Annotated in this window: 17 protein-coding genes; 9 read left to right on the forward strand and 8 right to left on the reverse strand. The window is 60.6% G+C overall.

Annotated elements, in window-relative coordinates; translation table 11 throughout:
- Positions 1–20 precede the first annotated feature (20 nt).
- The 8 genes from BOA8489_RS00940 to BOA8489_RS00970 all read left to right on the forward strand — a co-directional run bounded on the left by BOA8489_RS00940 (position 21) and on the right by BOA8489_RS00970 (position 5,176).
- Positions 21–632 (forward strand): holin-associated N-acetylmuramidase, encoded by a 612-nt coding sequence (locus tag BOA8489_RS00940; RefSeq protein WP_093972101.1) that lies wholly within the window; start codon positions 21–23, stop codon positions 630–632.
- Positions 623–1,156: a holin family protein gene (locus BOA8489_RS00945; protein ID WP_093972102.1), complete on the forward strand. Its 534-nt coding sequence runs from the start codon at positions 623–625 to the stop codon at positions 1,154–1,156. Before BOA8489_RS00940 ends, BOA8489_RS00945 begins: the two co-directional genes overlap by 10 nt.
- Positions 1,146–1,325, forward strand: coding sequence for a hypothetical protein (locus BOA8489_RS00950; protein WP_093972103.1), 180 nt, complete (start codon positions 1,146–1,148; stop codon positions 1,323–1,325). The genes BOA8489_RS00945 and BOA8489_RS00950 overlap by 11 nt, the downstream gene beginning before the upstream one ends.
- Positions 1,322–1,459: a hypothetical protein gene (locus tag BOA8489_RS20310; protein ID WP_176440166.1), complete on the forward strand. Its 138-nt coding sequence runs from the start codon at positions 1,322–1,324 to the stop codon at positions 1,457–1,459. The genes BOA8489_RS00950 and BOA8489_RS20310 overlap by 4 nt, the downstream gene beginning before the upstream one ends.
- On the forward strand, positions 1,456–1,800 hold the full coding sequence (locus BOA8489_RS00955) for a hypothetical protein (RefSeq protein ID WP_093972104.1): 345 nt from the start codon (positions 1,456–1,458) through the stop codon (positions 1,798–1,800). Before BOA8489_RS20310 ends, BOA8489_RS00955 begins: the two co-directional genes overlap by 4 nt.
- Before the next feature lie 99 nt (positions 1,801–1,899).
- Positions 1,900–3,879, forward strand: a complete 1,980-nt coding sequence (locus BOA8489_RS00960; RefSeq protein WP_093972105.1) for a heme lyase CcmF/NrfE family subunit — start codon at positions 1,900–1,902, stop codon at positions 3,877–3,879.
- Complete coding sequence (locus BOA8489_RS00965) at positions 3,879–4,328, forward strand: cytochrome c-type biogenesis protein (RefSeq protein WP_370807044.1); 450 nt, start codon at positions 3,879–3,881, stop codon at positions 4,326–4,328. The genes BOA8489_RS00960 and BOA8489_RS00965 overlap by 1 nt, the downstream gene beginning before the upstream one ends.
- 71 nt (positions 4,329–4,399) lie before the next feature.
- Entirely contained in the window at positions 4,400–5,176 is a 777-nt protein-coding gene (locus BOA8489_RS00970; protein ID WP_093972107.1) for an enoyl-CoA hydratase-related protein, read from the forward strand.
- Between the two features lie 233 nt (positions 5,177–5,409).
- Here BOA8489_RS00970 and BOA8489_RS00975 read toward each other — a convergent pair whose 3' ends face one another.
- The 3 genes from BOA8489_RS00975 to gltX form a co-directional block, all read right to left on the reverse strand.
- A complete protein-coding gene (locus BOA8489_RS00975) occupies positions 5,410–6,057 on the reverse strand; it encodes an alternative oxidase (protein WP_217897922.1) in 648 nt (215 codons plus the stop codon).
- Positions 6,058–6,163: 106 nt separating this feature from the next.
- Entirely contained in the window at positions 6,164–7,459 is a 1,296-nt protein-coding gene (gltA, locus tag BOA8489_RS00980) for a citrate synthase (RefSeq protein WP_093972109.1), read from the reverse strand.
- A 109-nt stretch (positions 7,460–7,568) separates the two neighbouring features.
- A complete protein-coding gene (gene gltX / locus BOA8489_RS00985; protein WP_093972110.1) occupies positions 7,569–8,972 on the reverse strand; it encodes a glutamate--tRNA ligase in 1,404 nt (467 codons plus the stop codon).
- 97 nt (positions 8,973–9,069) lie between these two features.
- Here gltX and BOA8489_RS00990 point away from each other — a divergent pair, with 97 nt between their 5' ends.
- Positions 9,070–11,112, forward strand: coding sequence for a ComEC/Rec2 family competence protein (locus tag BOA8489_RS00990; RefSeq protein WP_093972111.1), 2,043 nt, complete (start codon positions 9,070–9,072; stop codon positions 11,110–11,112).
- On the opposite strand, the gene lexA is transcribed toward BOA8489_RS00990, so the two are convergent.
- From lexA to BOA8489_RS01015, 5 genes are all read right to left on the reverse strand, one after another.
- Positions 11,106–11,798, reverse strand: a complete 693-nt coding sequence (lexA, locus tag BOA8489_RS00995; protein ID WP_093972112.1) for a transcriptional repressor LexA — start codon at positions 11,796–11,798, stop codon at positions 11,106–11,108. The two genes, BOA8489_RS00990 and lexA, sit on opposite strands and share 7 nt — an antisense overlap.
- 85 nt (positions 11,799–11,883) lie before the next feature.
- The gene (locus BOA8489_RS01000; RefSeq protein WP_093972113.1) at positions 11,884–13,056 is read right to left on the reverse strand and encodes a molybdopterin molybdotransferase MoeA; all 1,173 of its coding nucleotides are present in this window, start codon (positions 13,054–13,056) and stop codon (positions 11,884–11,886) included.
- Positions 13,053–13,532, reverse strand: a complete 480-nt coding sequence (gene moaC, locus BOA8489_RS01005) for a cyclic pyranopterin monophosphate synthase MoaC (RefSeq protein WP_093972114.1) — start codon at positions 13,530–13,532, stop codon at positions 13,053–13,055. Before moaC ends, BOA8489_RS01000 begins: the two co-directional genes overlap by 4 nt.
- The gene (gene trpC / locus BOA8489_RS01010; RefSeq protein ID WP_093972115.1) at positions 13,532–14,347 is read right to left on the reverse strand and encodes an indole-3-glycerol phosphate synthase TrpC; all 816 of its coding nucleotides are present in this window, start codon (positions 14,345–14,347) and stop codon (positions 13,532–13,534) included. Before trpC ends, moaC begins: the two co-directional genes overlap by 1 nt.
- A 106-nt stretch (positions 14,348–14,453) precedes the next feature.
- Positions 14,454–15,110, reverse strand: a complete 657-nt coding sequence (locus tag BOA8489_RS01015) for a uracil-DNA glycosylase (protein ID WP_093972116.1) — start codon at positions 15,108–15,110, stop codon at positions 14,454–14,456.
- Positions 15,111–15,236 lie beyond the last annotated feature (126 nt).

A 15,236-nucleotide genomic window follows, 5' to 3' on the forward strand; every position in this document is an offset into this window, starting at 1 on the left:
AAGCGTGGGATCAGCGGATCATGCCAACAGTACACTCTATCGCGGATGCGATCCTGACCCGTGAGGGTGGGTTTGTGAATGACCCGGCGGATCCGGGTGGTGCCACGAAATTCGGGGTGACGATCCATACGTTGCGCCGCCTCGGGCTCGATCTGACCGGCGACGGCCGGATCAATGTTGCGGATGTGCGGGTTTTGAGCCGGGCGCAGGCGCGGCGCATTTTCATCGATCACTATTTTACCGAGCCGCGCATTGGCTGGTTGCCGGTCGCGCTTCAGGCGAGTGTGTTCGACATGAACGTCAATGCCGGGCTTTGGTCGATCCGGCTGTTGCAGCGGCTTTCTTCCCAGATGGGGTTTCGCACGGTTGAGGATGGCCGGATCGGACCAAAGACCCGCGCGCAGGTCGCCGAGGCCTTTGCGGCGGCACCTGAGCATATGGCCGATGCTTATGGGATCATGCGGCGCAACTATTACTATCGGCTCGCGGACCGCCGCCCTGCGAGCCGCAAGTATGCGCGCCGTCGCGATGGCGGCAAGGGCGGGTGGATCACGCGCGCCGAGGAATTCATTGCGCCGCGCTATCACCTGAGCGATGCCGAACACGCTGAAAGGACAGGCGCATGGGATTGATTGCAAGCCTTTTCAGCGTCCTTTTCGGTGGCGAGCGCAATCTGGTGCGCGACACCGTGGAAGTTTTTCGTCCAAATGCTGAGGCCGATGCCGAACGTGACGCCACGCGGTATGCGGCGTCTCTCGCGCAGTTTGCCGCCGAGTTTGCGCAGCCCCGGCGCGGGCTTTTCGACCGCGTTATCGACGCTTTGAACCGATTGCCGCGACCGTTTCTGGCGCTTGGAACTTTGGGGTTGTTCGTCTCTGCTATGATTGAGCCGATCTGGTTTTCACAGCGGATGCAAGGGATCGCTCTGGTGCCCGAGCCTTTGTGGTGGCTGATGGGGGCGATCGTGTCGTTTTACTTCGGGGCGCGTCATCAGACGAAATCGCAGGAGTTTCAGTCGGGACTGGCGGCAACACTGGCGCGCGCGCCGCAGGTGGCGGCCAATATCAAGGAATTGTCGACCCTCCTGGAGGTGCCCGACGAGTGGGAGGAACCCAATCGCGCGCTTTCGGACTGGAGAGCGCAGAATGGCCGATAATCAGATCTTTTCCCTTGTCGCCGAGCATGGTCCCTGGGTCGTGCTGGTGTTTTTCCTGCTGTGGCGCGACCTTCAGAAGGAACAGGCCACGCGGTCGGTTCTGGACAAGAACGCCCATGTGCTGACCGAGATCGCCACGGTGATCCGCGAGCGGATGCCGCGGTCATGACGGTCTTGATCTCGCGCGTTCGCCTGCGTCTGTGGCGGGCGTTTCTGGGGCGCGCCCTTTACAATGCGCTGACGCGCAATGACACGGCGCGCGAAAACCTTGACCGGGCCATTTGCGAAACGTTGCAGCGATGAGTGGCGCGCTCGACCATGTGTCCGGGGTGATTGCCGTCCTGTTTTGCGGATGCGCGGCCCTGTTCAGCCTGTCCGTCCTGACGCAAACGCGTGACTGGCGGCCCCGCGCGGATCATCTGCCGGACGAAACCTGGCTTGGCGTGGTTGCGATCCTTGGCTGGGGATGGATGGGCGCTTTGATGGCGGAGGTTGCAAACGCACGGCTGATGCTTTTGGCGGTGTCGCTTGCGTTTGGTCTTATCGCGCGGATCGTGGTCGAGCGTCAGTCAAACCTGCAGGAAGACCGAATTATTCTTGGCGGCATCACGCTTTTGCCGCTTGGGGCGCTGCTGTTCTCTTGAGGATGTCCGAGCCGCATTGGGGCGGTGTCGCGCTCAAATAGCCGCGACCAAGCGTCTCGCGGCCTTGGCCTTGTGCAGAAGGCCCACTAGACTGTCGCAATGATAGTAGAGATTGGCCATTTCACCCTGATTCTTGCGCTGCTCGTGGCAGTCGTGCAAACCATCATGCCGCTGGTCGGCGCCCACAAGGGCTGGCGCGGCTGGATGGCCGTGGCCGAACCCGCCGCGACCGTGCAGTTCTTCCTGCTGGCGTTTTCCTTTGCCGCGCTGACCTATGCGTTTGTGACGTCGGATTTCTCGCTGAGGCTGGTGGCGGCGAACAGCCACACGGCCAAGCCGATGCTGTATAAAGTGACTGGCGTCTGGGGCAATCACGAAGGCTCGATGCTGCTTTGGTGCGTAATCCTGGCCTTCTTCGGAGCCCTGGCCGCATGGTTCGGTGCGAACTTGCCCGATCGTCTGCGCGCGCGAGTGCTTGGCGTGCAAGCCTCTGTTGGCGTTGCATTTTTGACGTTTCTCATCTTCACATCGAACCCGTTCCTGCGTCTGGAATTTCCACCCTTGAACGGTCAGGATCTGAACCCGCTCTTGCAGGATCCGGGGCTCGCATTCCATCCGCCGTTTCTTTACATCGGCTATGTCGGCCTTTCGATGAGCTTTTCCTTTGCCGTCGCCGCCCTGATCGAAGGACGCGTTGACGCCGCGTGGGGCCGTTGGGTTCGTCCCTGGACGCTGTTGGCCTGGCTGAACCTGACCATCGGAATCGCGCTTGGCTCCTGGTGGGCCTATTACGAATTGGGCTGGGGCGGGTTCTGGTTCTGGGATCCAGTGGAAAACGCCTCATTCATGCCGTGGCTGATCGCGGCGGCGCTTCTCCATTCGGCCATCGTTGTGGAAAAACGCGAAGCCCTGAAAAGCTGGACAATCCTGCTGGCGATCCTTGCCTTCGGGTTCTCGCTGATCGGCGCATTCATCGTGCGGTCGGGCGTGCTGACCTCGGTTCATGCCTTTGCCAATGACCCCGAGCGAGGCGTCTATCTGCTGATCATCACTGGTATCTTCATGGGCGGCGCGCTGACGCTTTACGCCGCGCGTGCAGGTCAGATGCAGGCCAAGGGCGTGTTCAGCATGGTCAGCCGTGAAAGCGCGCTGGTGGCGAACAATGTCCTGCTGGCCGTGGCGACATTCGTGGTGTTCCTCGGCACGATCTGGCCTTTGGTGGCCGAGCTGATCTGGGACCGCAAGCTTTCGGTCGGACCGCCGTTTTTCGATGCGGCCTTCACGCCCTTCATGGTCGCGCTTGCGGTGATCCTGCCCATCGGCTCGATGCTGCCCTGGAAACGCGCGAAGATAATGACCACCCTGCGGCCGCTTTGGTTCGTTCTGATCGCCACCTTTGTCGTGGCGGCTCTGATCTGGACCATTCAGAGCGAACGGTCGTTGATCGCGCCCGTCGGGATCGCGCTTGGTGTCTGGCTGATCGCCGGGGCTGCGGTTGATATCTGGCAGCGCACGGGGCGCGGCACGTTCACCCATCGCTTGGGCCGCATCCTGCGCCTGCCTCGAGCGGATATGGGCCGGGTCACGACGCATGCCGGGCTTGGTGTGACCTTTATCGGCATTGCCGCTCTGACGGCCTGGCAAATTGAGGATATCCGCGTCGCGACCCCCGGCGAAAGCTTCCGCGTCGGGTCTTATGATGTGACGCTGGTGGATGTGAGGCAGCTCGAAGGACCGAACTACATATCCACCATGGCCGAGATGCGGGTGGATCGGAACGGCAGCAATGTCGCCACGCTATTTCCCGAAAAGCGTATCTATCCGGTCGCGAATATGCCCACCACGGAAGCGGCCATCGACAATGGTGTGTTCCGCGACCTCTACCTTGTGATCGGTGATCCGCAAGGCAATGGCGGCTGGTCGGTCCGCACCTTCATCAAGCCCTATGCCAACTGGATCTGGGCGGGGGCGATCATCATGTCGCTTGGCGGTTTGCTGTCTCTGACCGACCGTCGCTTCCGGGTGGCGGCGGGCGCGCGTAAGACGCCGAAAACCAACGCCGGGGTGCCTGCGGAATGATCCGCGCGCTTTGTCTTGCGTTCGCCCTTCTGGTTGCTGCGCCCGCGCTGGCTGTGCAGCCGGATGAAATCCTTGACGATCCGGTGCTTGAAGAACGCGCGCGCGACTTGTCCAAGAACCTGCGCTGTCTTGTCTGCCGCAACGAAAGCATCGACGAAAGCAATGCCGAACTGGCGCGCGATCTGCGGCTCTTGGTGCGCGAACGGCTGGTTGAAGGCGACACCAATGACGAGGCGCTGGACTTTATCGTGGCGCGTTACGGCGAATACGTACTGCTGACGCCCCGCGCCACCGGCTCGACACTGATCCTGTGGATCGCAGGGCCGGCCATGTTGCTGGCCGCTTTGGGCATTGCCGCCGTCTACATCCGCCGCAGACGCCCCGAGGTCGCCGCAACGGGCCTGTCAGAGGCGGAAAAAGCGCGCCTCAGCCAACTTCTTGACGACTGACGCCGCGTTTCATCTTTTCCGAACCGTTCAGTTCACTTATGAGAATGACAACGGACTGAAAAGGATTTCCCATGGACTATCAAACCATCAGCGTCACGGAAACTGACGGCTACGGCGTCATCGCGCTGAACCGGCCCCAGGTGAAGAACGCGTTCAACACGCAGATGCGTGCGGAAATCCTTCATGCCGTCAAGGCGTTAAGCCTGAAGATGCGCGCTCTGGTCATCACTGGCACGGGCGACGCCTTTTGTTCGGGGCAGGACCTGGGCGACCGCGCGACGGTGGCCAATACCGACCTGGAACGGACGTTGCGGGACGAATACATGCCAATGATCCGTGCCATCGTCGACGCACCGATCCCGGTGATCGCTGCCGTCAACGGTGCTGCCGCCGGGGCAGGGACCGCGCTCGCGCTGGCCGCCGACGTGGTCATTGCCACCGAAAGCGCGATTTTCCTTCAGGCGTTTGCGCGCATCGGCCTTGTGCCAGATGCCGGTGTGACACATTTCCTGCCTGCGCAGGTCGGCACGGCGCGCGCCATGGGCGCGGCCTTGTTCGCCGAACCAGTGACAGCCAAACAGGCCATGGACTGGGGCATGATCTGGGAAGCGGTGCCGGATGCCTCCTTCGAGGCCCGGTGGCGTGACCGCGCGGCGAAACTGGCGTCCGGTCCGACGACATCTTACGCCGGGATCAAGGAAGCGATCCGGGCCAGCGCCGGCAATACGCTGGAAGAACAGCTTTTGCTTGAAGCGAAACTGCAGGGGCGGTGTGGCAAGACCCGTGATTTCCGCGAAGGCGTGATGGCGTTTCTGGACAAGCGCCCTGCGGAATACGAGGGACGCTGAGTTAAGCAGTCCTCAACCCCTTCGCGCGACAGTCGCCGTTGGGAAAGTTAACCAGTCCCTAAGCCTGCGCGCGGGCGCACCGACGTAATACCGACGTCATACCGACGTGGCAGCGACGTTACATTTTGCGCGATCTGCGTTGAATAATAATGACTTACGGAAATAATTCGCGCGCGACGGATCTTGCCCGCCGCGCGCCGCGTTTACCGTTCATTCAGACCTTGAGAGACCTCTCAGGGATGATCCCCTGACGCAATCCGGTTGGCAAAGTCGTGGTTCGTATCGCGATGTTCCGCCTCGTCCGCGCGGATCACGATCACCACGTCGCGCAGACGCGCATCCTCGGGCAACCCCCAGTATTCCTTGGCGATCTCGGGGGCCGGAACGTTCTCGACCTTTCCTGCGTCAATCTCTTCGAGAAACTGCGTGTAGCTCACTACCGCTTCTTCTTCGAGATAGCCCACAATCCGATGCGCCATCTTAGGAAGGAACAGATAGGTCCAGAAATAAAGGTTATAAAACACGGCCTGACCGATCATGATCAGCCAGCGCTCGAGCCGCGAGGGCTGGGCGATTTCGATAAAGGTCATCAGGTGCATCCGCTCGTTGTCGGCTTCTTCCAGCAGCTCCTTGATCCAGCCCTGATCGTCGCGGATGTGCCGGATCGCTTTCAGGTGTTGAAGCAACCCGCCAACCATGCCGGGCACGGCGGCGACGGTTTCAAGAACCACGGCGCGGTGGCTGTAACGCTTGGCGAAGAATCTGTCGGCGAATATCCGCATGAACTTCACGATCCGCAGAGCCATACGGTCATTGAAGTCGACGGGCGCATGATGCGCTGCAAGGTCAATATTGACGATCCTGTCCGGAACCATAGTCATCTCGATATCTCCTGTTCGCATGAACGAGATATAGGCTGACGTCGCCGGATTGCTGCTTTTGCACCTGCGGCATTTTCACGTGCCGCAGGATTGTATTCATTGAATTTTAGCGGTTTTCGACGTCCACGTAATCCCGTCTGGTCGCGCCCACATAGAGCTGACGCGGACGGCCGATTTTCATCTGTGGATCGGCGATCATCTCTTTCCACTGGCTGATCCACCCAACGGTGCGCGCCAATGCGAAGATCGGCGTGAACATCGAGGTCGGAAAGCCCATCGCATCCAGAATGATGCCGGAATAGAAGTCGACGTTCGGGTAAAGCTTCTTGTCTTTGAAGTAAGGATCCTCAAGCGCGATGCGCTCAAGTTCCTTGGCGACCTGAAGCGTCGGGTTGTTCTCGACCCCGAGCAGTTCCAGAACCTCGTCCGCGGACTGCTTCATCACCTTGGCACGCGGATCGAAGTTCTTGTAGACCCGGTGGCCAAAGCCCATCAGGCGGAACGGATCGTCCTTGTCCTTGGCACGGGCGATGTATTCGGGAATGCGTTCGACGCTTCCGATCTCGCGGAGCATCTCAAGACAGGCCTGGTTCGCACCACCATGTGCGGGGCCCCAGAGACAGGCGATACCGGCAGCGATACAGGCAAACGGGTTCGCGCCCGAAGACGAGGCAAGCCGCACGGTCGATGTGGAAGCGTTTTGTTCATGATCGGCGTGTAGCGTGAATATCCGGTCCATTGCGCGGCTCAGGATCGGGTTCACTTCGTATTCTTCGGCAGGCACCGAAAAACACATGCGCAGGAAGTTCGACGCATAATCCAGATCATTGCGCGGATAGACGAAAGGCTGCCCGATCGAGAATTTGTACGCCCAAGCGGCAATCGTCGGCATTTTGGCGATCAGGCGGATCGTCGCGACTTCGCGCTGCCAGGGGTCGGTGATGTCGGTGCTGTCGTGATAAAACGCGGACATCGCACCAACGACACCGGTCATGATCGCCATCGGGTGCGCATCACGGCGGAAGCCACGATAGAAATAGACCATCTGTTCGTGCAGCATTGTGTGCTGCGTTACGCGCCCTTCGAAGTCTTCCAGCTGCACAGCGGACGGAAGCTCGCCATAAAGGAGCAGGTAACAAACTTCGAGGAAGTGGGATTTTTCGGCCAGTTGATCAATTGGATAGCCGCGGTGCAGAAGCTCGCCCAGATCGCCGTCAATAAAAGTGATCGTGCTGTCGCAGGCTGCGGTCGATGTGAAGCCAGGATCATATGTGAAGACGTCGCCCTGTGCGTAAAGCTTGCGGATGTCCAGAACATCCGGGCCGGCGGTCGGGGACAGGATTGGCAACTCCAGCTCCTTGCCATCGAACGAAAGTTTGGCTGTTTTAGTATTGTCTGCCATTGTTATCCCCGTTTTTTGGTCCGGCGAAGTGGCCGGTCGGTTTGTCCGTCGCGAGCGTGCGCAGGATCTGAAGTTGGGACAGACCCCGAAGAGGTGGGGAAAGCCCGGATTAGATGGCTACGTCGCGCAGTCTTTGCACTGTTTTTTCGCGGCCAAGGACCAGCATCATGTCAAACACACTAGGGCTGACGGCCCGGCCAGACAATGCCGCACGAAGCGGTCCCGCCAACTTGCCCAACTTGGTCCCGTGTGCCTCTGCAAGAGACTGCACAACGCCCTCCAGAGCGTCGCGGTTCCAGCTAGCATTTTGCAGGTGCGGCGTCAATTCATTCAGTATACCACGGGATACCGTGTCCAGCGACTTGGCGGACTTTTCGTCCGGTTCGATAGGGCTGGAATTCAGAATAAATGACGCTTTTTCAAGAAGTTCCGGGTATGTCCTTGCCCGGTCCTTGAGACAATACATCGCACGCAGCAAATCGGCCTTCTGCGTCTGTGTCAATGTCTCCTGTCCCGAAACCGTCAAATAGGCTTCGATTTCCGCTACGAGTGCAGCATCGTCCATGATCGCGATGTGCTGGCCGGACAAATTTGCCAGTTTCTTGGTATCGAACCGCGCTGGAGATTTGCCGATCCCGTCCAGCCCGAACCACTCGATAGCCTGCTCGGTGGTAAAGAATTCATCGTCGCCGTGGCTCCAGCCAAGCCGAGCCAGATAGTTGCGCATCCCCGCCGCCGGATAGCCGTCGGCCTGCCATTCCTCGACCCCGAGCGCTCCGTGGCGCTTTGACAGTTTCTTGCCGTCTTCGCCGTGGATCAGCGGAATATGCGCCCATACCGGGATATCCCAACCCATTGCGTTGTAGACCAGCATCTGACGTGCGGCGTTGTTCAGGTGATCGTCGCCACGGATGACGTGGGTCACCTCCATGTCGTGATCATCAACCACCACGGCCAGCATGTAGACCGGCGTGCCGTCCGAGCGCAGCACGATCATATCGTCCAGCGTGTCGTTCCGGATCGTCACATCGCCTTGCACGGCATCTTTGATGACAGTGACACCTTCTCGCGGGGCTTTCACGCGGATCGCATAGGGCGCATCCGGGTGGTCGGCCTCAGGCGCATCACGCCAGGGCGAGTGGAACAGGGTCGATCGCCCCTCGGCCTTTGCGGCCTCGCGAAAGGCGGCGATCTCGTCTTGCGTTGAAAAACACTTGTAGGCCGCCCCCGACGCCAGCATCTCGCGCGCCACTTCGGCATGGCGTTCGGCGCCCTCGAACTGGCTTACGGCCTCGCCATCCCAGTCCAGCCCCAGCCAGCGCAAGCCGCGAAAGATCGCTTCGGTCGCCTCGGGAGTCGAACGGGCGCGATCCGTGTCCTCAACCCGCAAAAGAAATCTGCCACCGTGATGGCGTGCGAAAAGCCAGTTGAACAATGCGGTGCGCGCGCCGCCGATATGCAGATATCCCGTCGGAGACGGAGCGAAACGGGTCACGACGGGACGATCATTCATGCGGGCAAGCCTTTGGAATTAGCGATTTGGAAACCATGATGGGGGTAGCGTGGCGGATGTGTAGTCAACCCGCCATCAGGAGACAAGGGCGGCCCCCATGTTCCACCTTTCCAACCTGATCGATCGCCAGCGCGGCCATCTGTTCCCTTGGTCCCCGGTGCTGCTCGGGATCGGCATTGGCGTGTATTTCACGGTCAAGAGCGAACCCACTGGTGCGACGCTCATCAGCCTTCTATTGGTGGCTCTGGTTGTTGGCCTTGTCGCGCGCCGCCTGCCGCCTGCGGCGCAGGTTTGTGTGGCGGGGCTTGTCCTGATCGCGCTTGGCTTCACGCTTGCTGCATGGCGTGCGCAGGTGGTCGCTGCGCCAACCCTGTCGTTTCGCTACTACGGGCCTGTCGAAGGGCGTATCGTGGACATCGACCGCTCGCAGTCGGATGCGGTGCGCCTGACCCTCGACAGGGTCGTTCTTGACAATATACGCCCCGCGCGCACGCCCTCCAAAGTCCGCGTTTCTCTGCACGGCACGCAAGGCCACCACACCCCCGAGGTCGGCCAGATCGTCATTATGACGGGACATCTGTCGCCGCCTTCCGGCCCTGTCGAGCCCGGCGGCTTCGATTTTCAGCGCATGGCCTGGTTCAAGGGAATCGGCGCGGTCGGATATACCCGCACGCCGGTTTTGCTCTGGAAAAGCGAGACCACGGGCGGTATCGGCCTGGCCATCACCAGGCTGCGGCTCGATATCTCGAAGGAGGTCCAAGCCATCCTGCCCGGAAGCGCCGGAGCCTTCGCGGCCGCAATCACGACCGGGGACCGCTCGGGCATGGACACTGCCACGCTTGAGGATCTGCGCGCATCCAACCTTGCGCATCTGCTGGCAATTTCAGGCCTCCATATGGGGCTTCTGACAGGCTTTGTCTTTGCGGCGATCCGGTATGGTCTGGTGTTGATCCCGTCCATCGCGCTGCGCGCCCCAGTGAAGAAAATCGGCGCCGCCGGCGCGCTGATCGCGGGTGCGGCCTATCTGGCGCTGTCGGGCGGCAACGTCGCGACCGAACGCGCCTTCGTCATGGTCTCGACCATGCTTCTGGCCGTTCTGGCGGACCGCCGCGCCATCACATTGCGCGCCGTTGCACTGGCCGCGCTGATCGCTCTGACCCTGCGCCCGGAAACCCTGATGGGGCCGGGGTTTCAGATGTCTTTCGCAGCAACCATCGCCCTTGTCGCAGTTTTTGGCTGGATGCGCGACACCGATTGGTCGAACAGCCGCTGGCCCTGGCTGCTGCGCGTCGTCTTCGGCGTGGCGGCGTCATCGGCGGTTGCGGGTATTGCCACAGCCCCGATCGCCGCAGCACACTTCAACCAAATCCCGCACTACGGACTTCTGGCCAATATCGTGTCGGTGCCGGTTATGGGCGCCATCGTCATGCCTGCTGCCGTTCTTGCGGCCGTGCTGTGGCCAATCGGTCTTCACTGGATTGGTCTGAAACTGATGGAACCGGCGATCGTCTGGATCCTGAAGGTCGCCGACTTGGTCGCCCATCTTCCGGGTGCTCTCAGTCATATCTGGAGTCCGTCACCCGCCGTCTTGCCGCTTCTGGCGCTGGGGTTTCTATGGATCGTGTTGTGGCAGGGGCGTGCTCGCGGTCTGGGTGGTCTTTCCGTTCTTCTGGCAGGCGTTCTATGGCACAGCACGCCGCGCCCCGATCTCATCGTTAATGAAACAGGAAGCCTCATCGGTGTAATGACGTCCGAGGGGCGCCATGTGTCAAAATCGCGGGGTGACAGTTTCGCGGCCATGAGCTGGCTGGAGAACGATGGTGATCCCGTCAAGCAGGCGCTGGCGTTCGGGCGCAACGGATTTCAGACGCACGAAAGACGACATGTGATTCAGTTGAACGACACGACGATATTCCACGCGACGGGCAAAATCGCAGGCGCGCAGGCCATCGCCGATTGCGGAAAAGCCGAGTTCGTCGTGGTGAATATCAAGGCCGATCAGTCCACGCAGGCAGGCTGCACGGTCTTCGATCTGGTCAGTCTGCGCCGAAGTGGTGCGCTGGCGCTATATCGGCAGGGCGACGTGCTGAGATGGGAAACCGCGCGCGCCAGACAGGGCGCGCGGCCTTGGTCTCAATAGCTGCGGATCAGACCGACGAGGCAGCCCTGAACTTTCACCTGATCGTCGTGGAACAGGCGCGTCTCATAGGCCGGATTTGCGGCTTCCAGTGCAATGGTGTTGCCCTGTTGGCGAAACCGCTTCAACGTCGCTTCCTGATCTTCGACAAGGGCCACGACGATGTCGCCATTGTCAGCGGTGTTGGTCTCGCGAATGACAACAATGTCACCATCATTGATGCCGACGTCGATCATCGAGTCGCCCTTGACCTCCAGCGCATAGTGGTGGCCCTTGCCCGAAAGCATTTGCCCCGGAACGGCGACTTTGTGGCTCTCTTCGCTGATCGCCGCAATTGGAACACCGGCAGCGATCCGACCCATGACGGGCAGTTCCATCGCATGCGCCTCGACAGGCAACGACCTGGCAGGTGGGGCGGCGGCGGGACGATCGCCCTCGATGACTTTCGGAACAAAGCCTTTCGACGTGTCCAGAGCATCTGGCAGCTTCACGATTTCAATCGCACGCGCACGATGTGCAAGACGACGGATGAAACCACGTTCTTCCAAGGCGGTGATCAACCGATGAATGCCCGACTTCGAACGCAGGTCCAGTGCTTCCTTCATTTCGTCGAACGAAGGCGGAACGCCGTCGCGCTGAACGCGCTTGTGAATGAACTCCAATAAATCCAATTGCTTACGGGTCAACATAAACGCAAACCTCCTCTGCTCGCCGAGTTTTTTCGGCCTCGTGTTCAAGGAATGTTCTATTCGCGTTCTTGTTTTGTGTCAATCCTCAGAAATCAAGGATTTGCACGGTGTCGCCGATGCATTTCGCCGGATCATGCGGCGGGCGGACGACCAGCACGTTCGCCTTCGCCAGAACCGACAGAAGACCACTGTCCTGTCGCTCGGCAACGGTGATTTGACCAGCGATGTCATGCGCCCGCATGTAGTGCTCGCGCGGGCCATTGGCTGGGATATCATTGGCCAGCGTCGCGGCCCTTGTGGCGGGTGTATGGGCAGGAAGTCCGCGCATCACGTCCAGCATTGGTTGCATGAATATACGCCCGCAAACAATTGACGAGACAGGGTTTCCCGGCAGACTAAGCAGAACTGAATCTCCCATCCGCCCGGCCATCAGCGGCTTGCCGGGACGCATGGCGATCTTGTAGAAAGAGCGCTCGAAACCGCGCATTTCGGCGACTTGCCCGACCAGATCGTGATCGCCGACCGACGCCCCGCCGATGGTCATCACCAGATCGGCACCCGCCGCCAGATCAAAGACCCCCTGCAGCGACTCCACCCGGTCGCGGGCGATTGGAAGGATGCGCGCGATACCGCCGGAAGCCTCGACCATCGCCGCAAGAGCGATCGCGTTCGACGCGATGATCTGGTCTGGTCCCGGCGCTTCTCCGGGCAAGACCAACTCGTCGCCGGTTGCGATCAACGCAACGACTGGCTTTCGCGAAACGACAACCTCGGGCACATTCATCGCGGCGATCAAAGCCACATCGGACGGGGTCAGAATGCGGGGGGCGTCAAGGGTGTCGCCCACTTTAAAGTCAGTGCCTTCTGGTCTGATATATAATGAGGAATCAGGGTTTGATAACACCAAAACAGACGCGCCATTGCGCTCGACATCTTCTTGAATCAACACACGCTTTCCGCCATCGGGAATGGGTGCGCCGGTAAATATTCGGACGGCCTGTCCCGCCTTCAGCGAACCCTTGAAGCGATGCCCGGCGGCGGCTTCTCCGACGACCGTGAAGGTATCTCCGGGCCCGACCGTTTCCGTGGTGACTGCATAGCCATCCATAGTCGACGTCGCAAAGGGCGGCTGCCCGCGCGTGGCGGCAACGGGTTGGGCCAATATGCGGCCGGCGGCATGACGCAGGGCGACGGTTTGTGTGCCGACGGGGCGGGCAAGGGCGAAGACGTGATCCAGCGCCTCGCGGACCGAGATCACTTCTCTGCCTCGTAACGACCTGATTTCCCGCCATCTTTCAAGATGAGACGTATTCCGTCGATAGTCATGGATTTCTCGATGGCTTTCACCATGTCGTAGATCGTCAAACAAGACGTTGATACGGCTGTGAGGGCTTCCATTTCGACGCCCGTCTGGCCGGAGGTCTTGACGGTCGCTTCGACGCGGATACCGGGAAGGGCGGGATCCGCCGTTAGGTCGAGCGAAACTTTTGTGATGGGCAACGGGTGGCACAGTGGAATGAGATCTGACGTTTTCTTCGCCGCCATGATCCCGGCAAGCCGTGCGACGGACAGGACATCGCCTTTCTTGGCTCGACCTTCTGTTATTATTTCAAGGGTTTGCGCGCTCATATGCACGTATCCCTCGGCAATGGCGATCCGGTCCGTGTGCTCTTTTTCGGAGACGTCGACCATGTGGGCCTGGCCTTGGGGATCGAAATGAGTGAGGCCAGACATCAGGCGACCCCGCGTACGGGGATTGGGTTGGCGAGAATGGCACGGGTGGCGGCTTCGACGTCGCTCTGGCGCATCAGGCTTTCGCCGATGAGAAAACTGCGTGTTCCGATTTTCGCCATGCGATCAAGATCTTGCGGAGTGAACAACCCGCTTTCGGCGACCATTATGCGGCCTTCGGGTACATCCTTTGCGAGGCGTTCGGTGGTGCCGAGATCGGTCTCGAAGGTCTTGAGATTGCGGTTGTTGATGCCCAAGAGCGGTGAGCGCAACTGGGTCGCGCGGGCGAGTTCTTCTTCGTCATGAACTTCGAGCAGAACGTCCATATTCCAATCGTTTACGGCGCAGTCTTCAAGCTCTTTTGCCTGGTCATCTGTGACGCTAGCCATGATGATGAGGATGCAATCGGCACCCCAAGCGCGGGCTTCGGCGATCTGGTATGTGTCATACATGAAATCCTTGCGCAGACAGGGCAAGGCGACCGCGTTGCGGGCGGCGACGAGGAACTCGGGCGCGCCCTGAAAGCTGGGGGTGTCCGTGAGCACGGAAAGACAGGTGGCACCGCCTGCTTCATAGGCTTTCGCCAGAGCGGGCGGGTCGAAGTCGGCGCGGATCAAACCTTTGGAAGGGCTGGCTTTTTTGATCTCGGCGATCAGCGCGTAGCCGTCTTTCGACGCTGCGGAGAGCGCCTTGGCGAAGCCGCGTGTCGGTTCGGCGTCGCGGGCGCGGGCGGTGACTTCGGACAAGGGGCGCGCGGCTTTGGCCTCGGCGATCTCGTCGAGTTTATAGGCTTTGATACGGTCTAATGCAGTGCTCATGAAGGTGAGATAGCGCGTCTTGGGCGGTCTGAAAAGGCACGTCTGTCTGACGTCGGTATAACGTCGGTTTCGCGTCGGTGCGACCGTTCGCACCATTAGGGCCTTGTTAGGGTGCGCCAACCCAGTCGATCGGGGCTTCGCCGCGTGCCTGGAGCCATGCGTTGACGCGCGAAAACGGGCGTGCGCCGAAAAACCCCCGGCGGGCGGACAGCGGCGAGGGATGGGCGGTCTCGATGACAAGGTGATTGCCGGGTCGAATGTCAGCGCGGAACGATTGCGCGTGATTGCCCCAAAGGAGAAACGCGCAATCCCGGCCCGAGACTTTGGCGAGGACGTCGCGGGTGAGGTGTGACCATCCGAGTTTGGCATGCGCGCCCGCCGCCCCTTCGGGAACCGAAAGCGCGGTATTGAGGAGAAGAACCCCTTGGGCGGCCCAATGGCTGAGGTCGCCCGTGTCCGGCTGCGCGCCGAGGTCGTCGGCCATTTCGCGGTAGATGTTTTTCAAGGAGCGCGGCAGGGCGACATCGGGGGCGACGGAAAAAGCGAGGCCGTTGGCGTGGCCGCGCGTCGGGTAGGGATCCTGCCCGAGAATGACAATGCGGGTGTCGTCTGGCTGGGTGCGTTCGAGCGCTGCAAAGCGCAGGTCGTCGGGCGGCAGCAGGGTGCGTGTTTCGCTGGCAAGCTGCGCGCGGATGGCGGGCCAGTGGGCGGCAAAGAACGGCAGGTCAGCCCATGCACCAAGACGGGTCAAAGGGTCAGGCATGGGGTTTTTCGGGCATGGATGGCTCTGGGGTTTGGGTGGCTTAAAGGGCGAGCATGGCGAGGTTGGACGGCGTGGACAAGGGGCAGGGACATCTATGCGGGCAAGGGACGAGTGTGAGCTTTCGAC

Source organism: Boseongicola aestuarii (genome assembly GCF_900184815.1).
Classification (GTDB): Bacteria; Pseudomonadota; Alphaproteobacteria; order Rhodobacterales; family Rhodobacteraceae; genus Boseongicola; species Boseongicola aestuarii.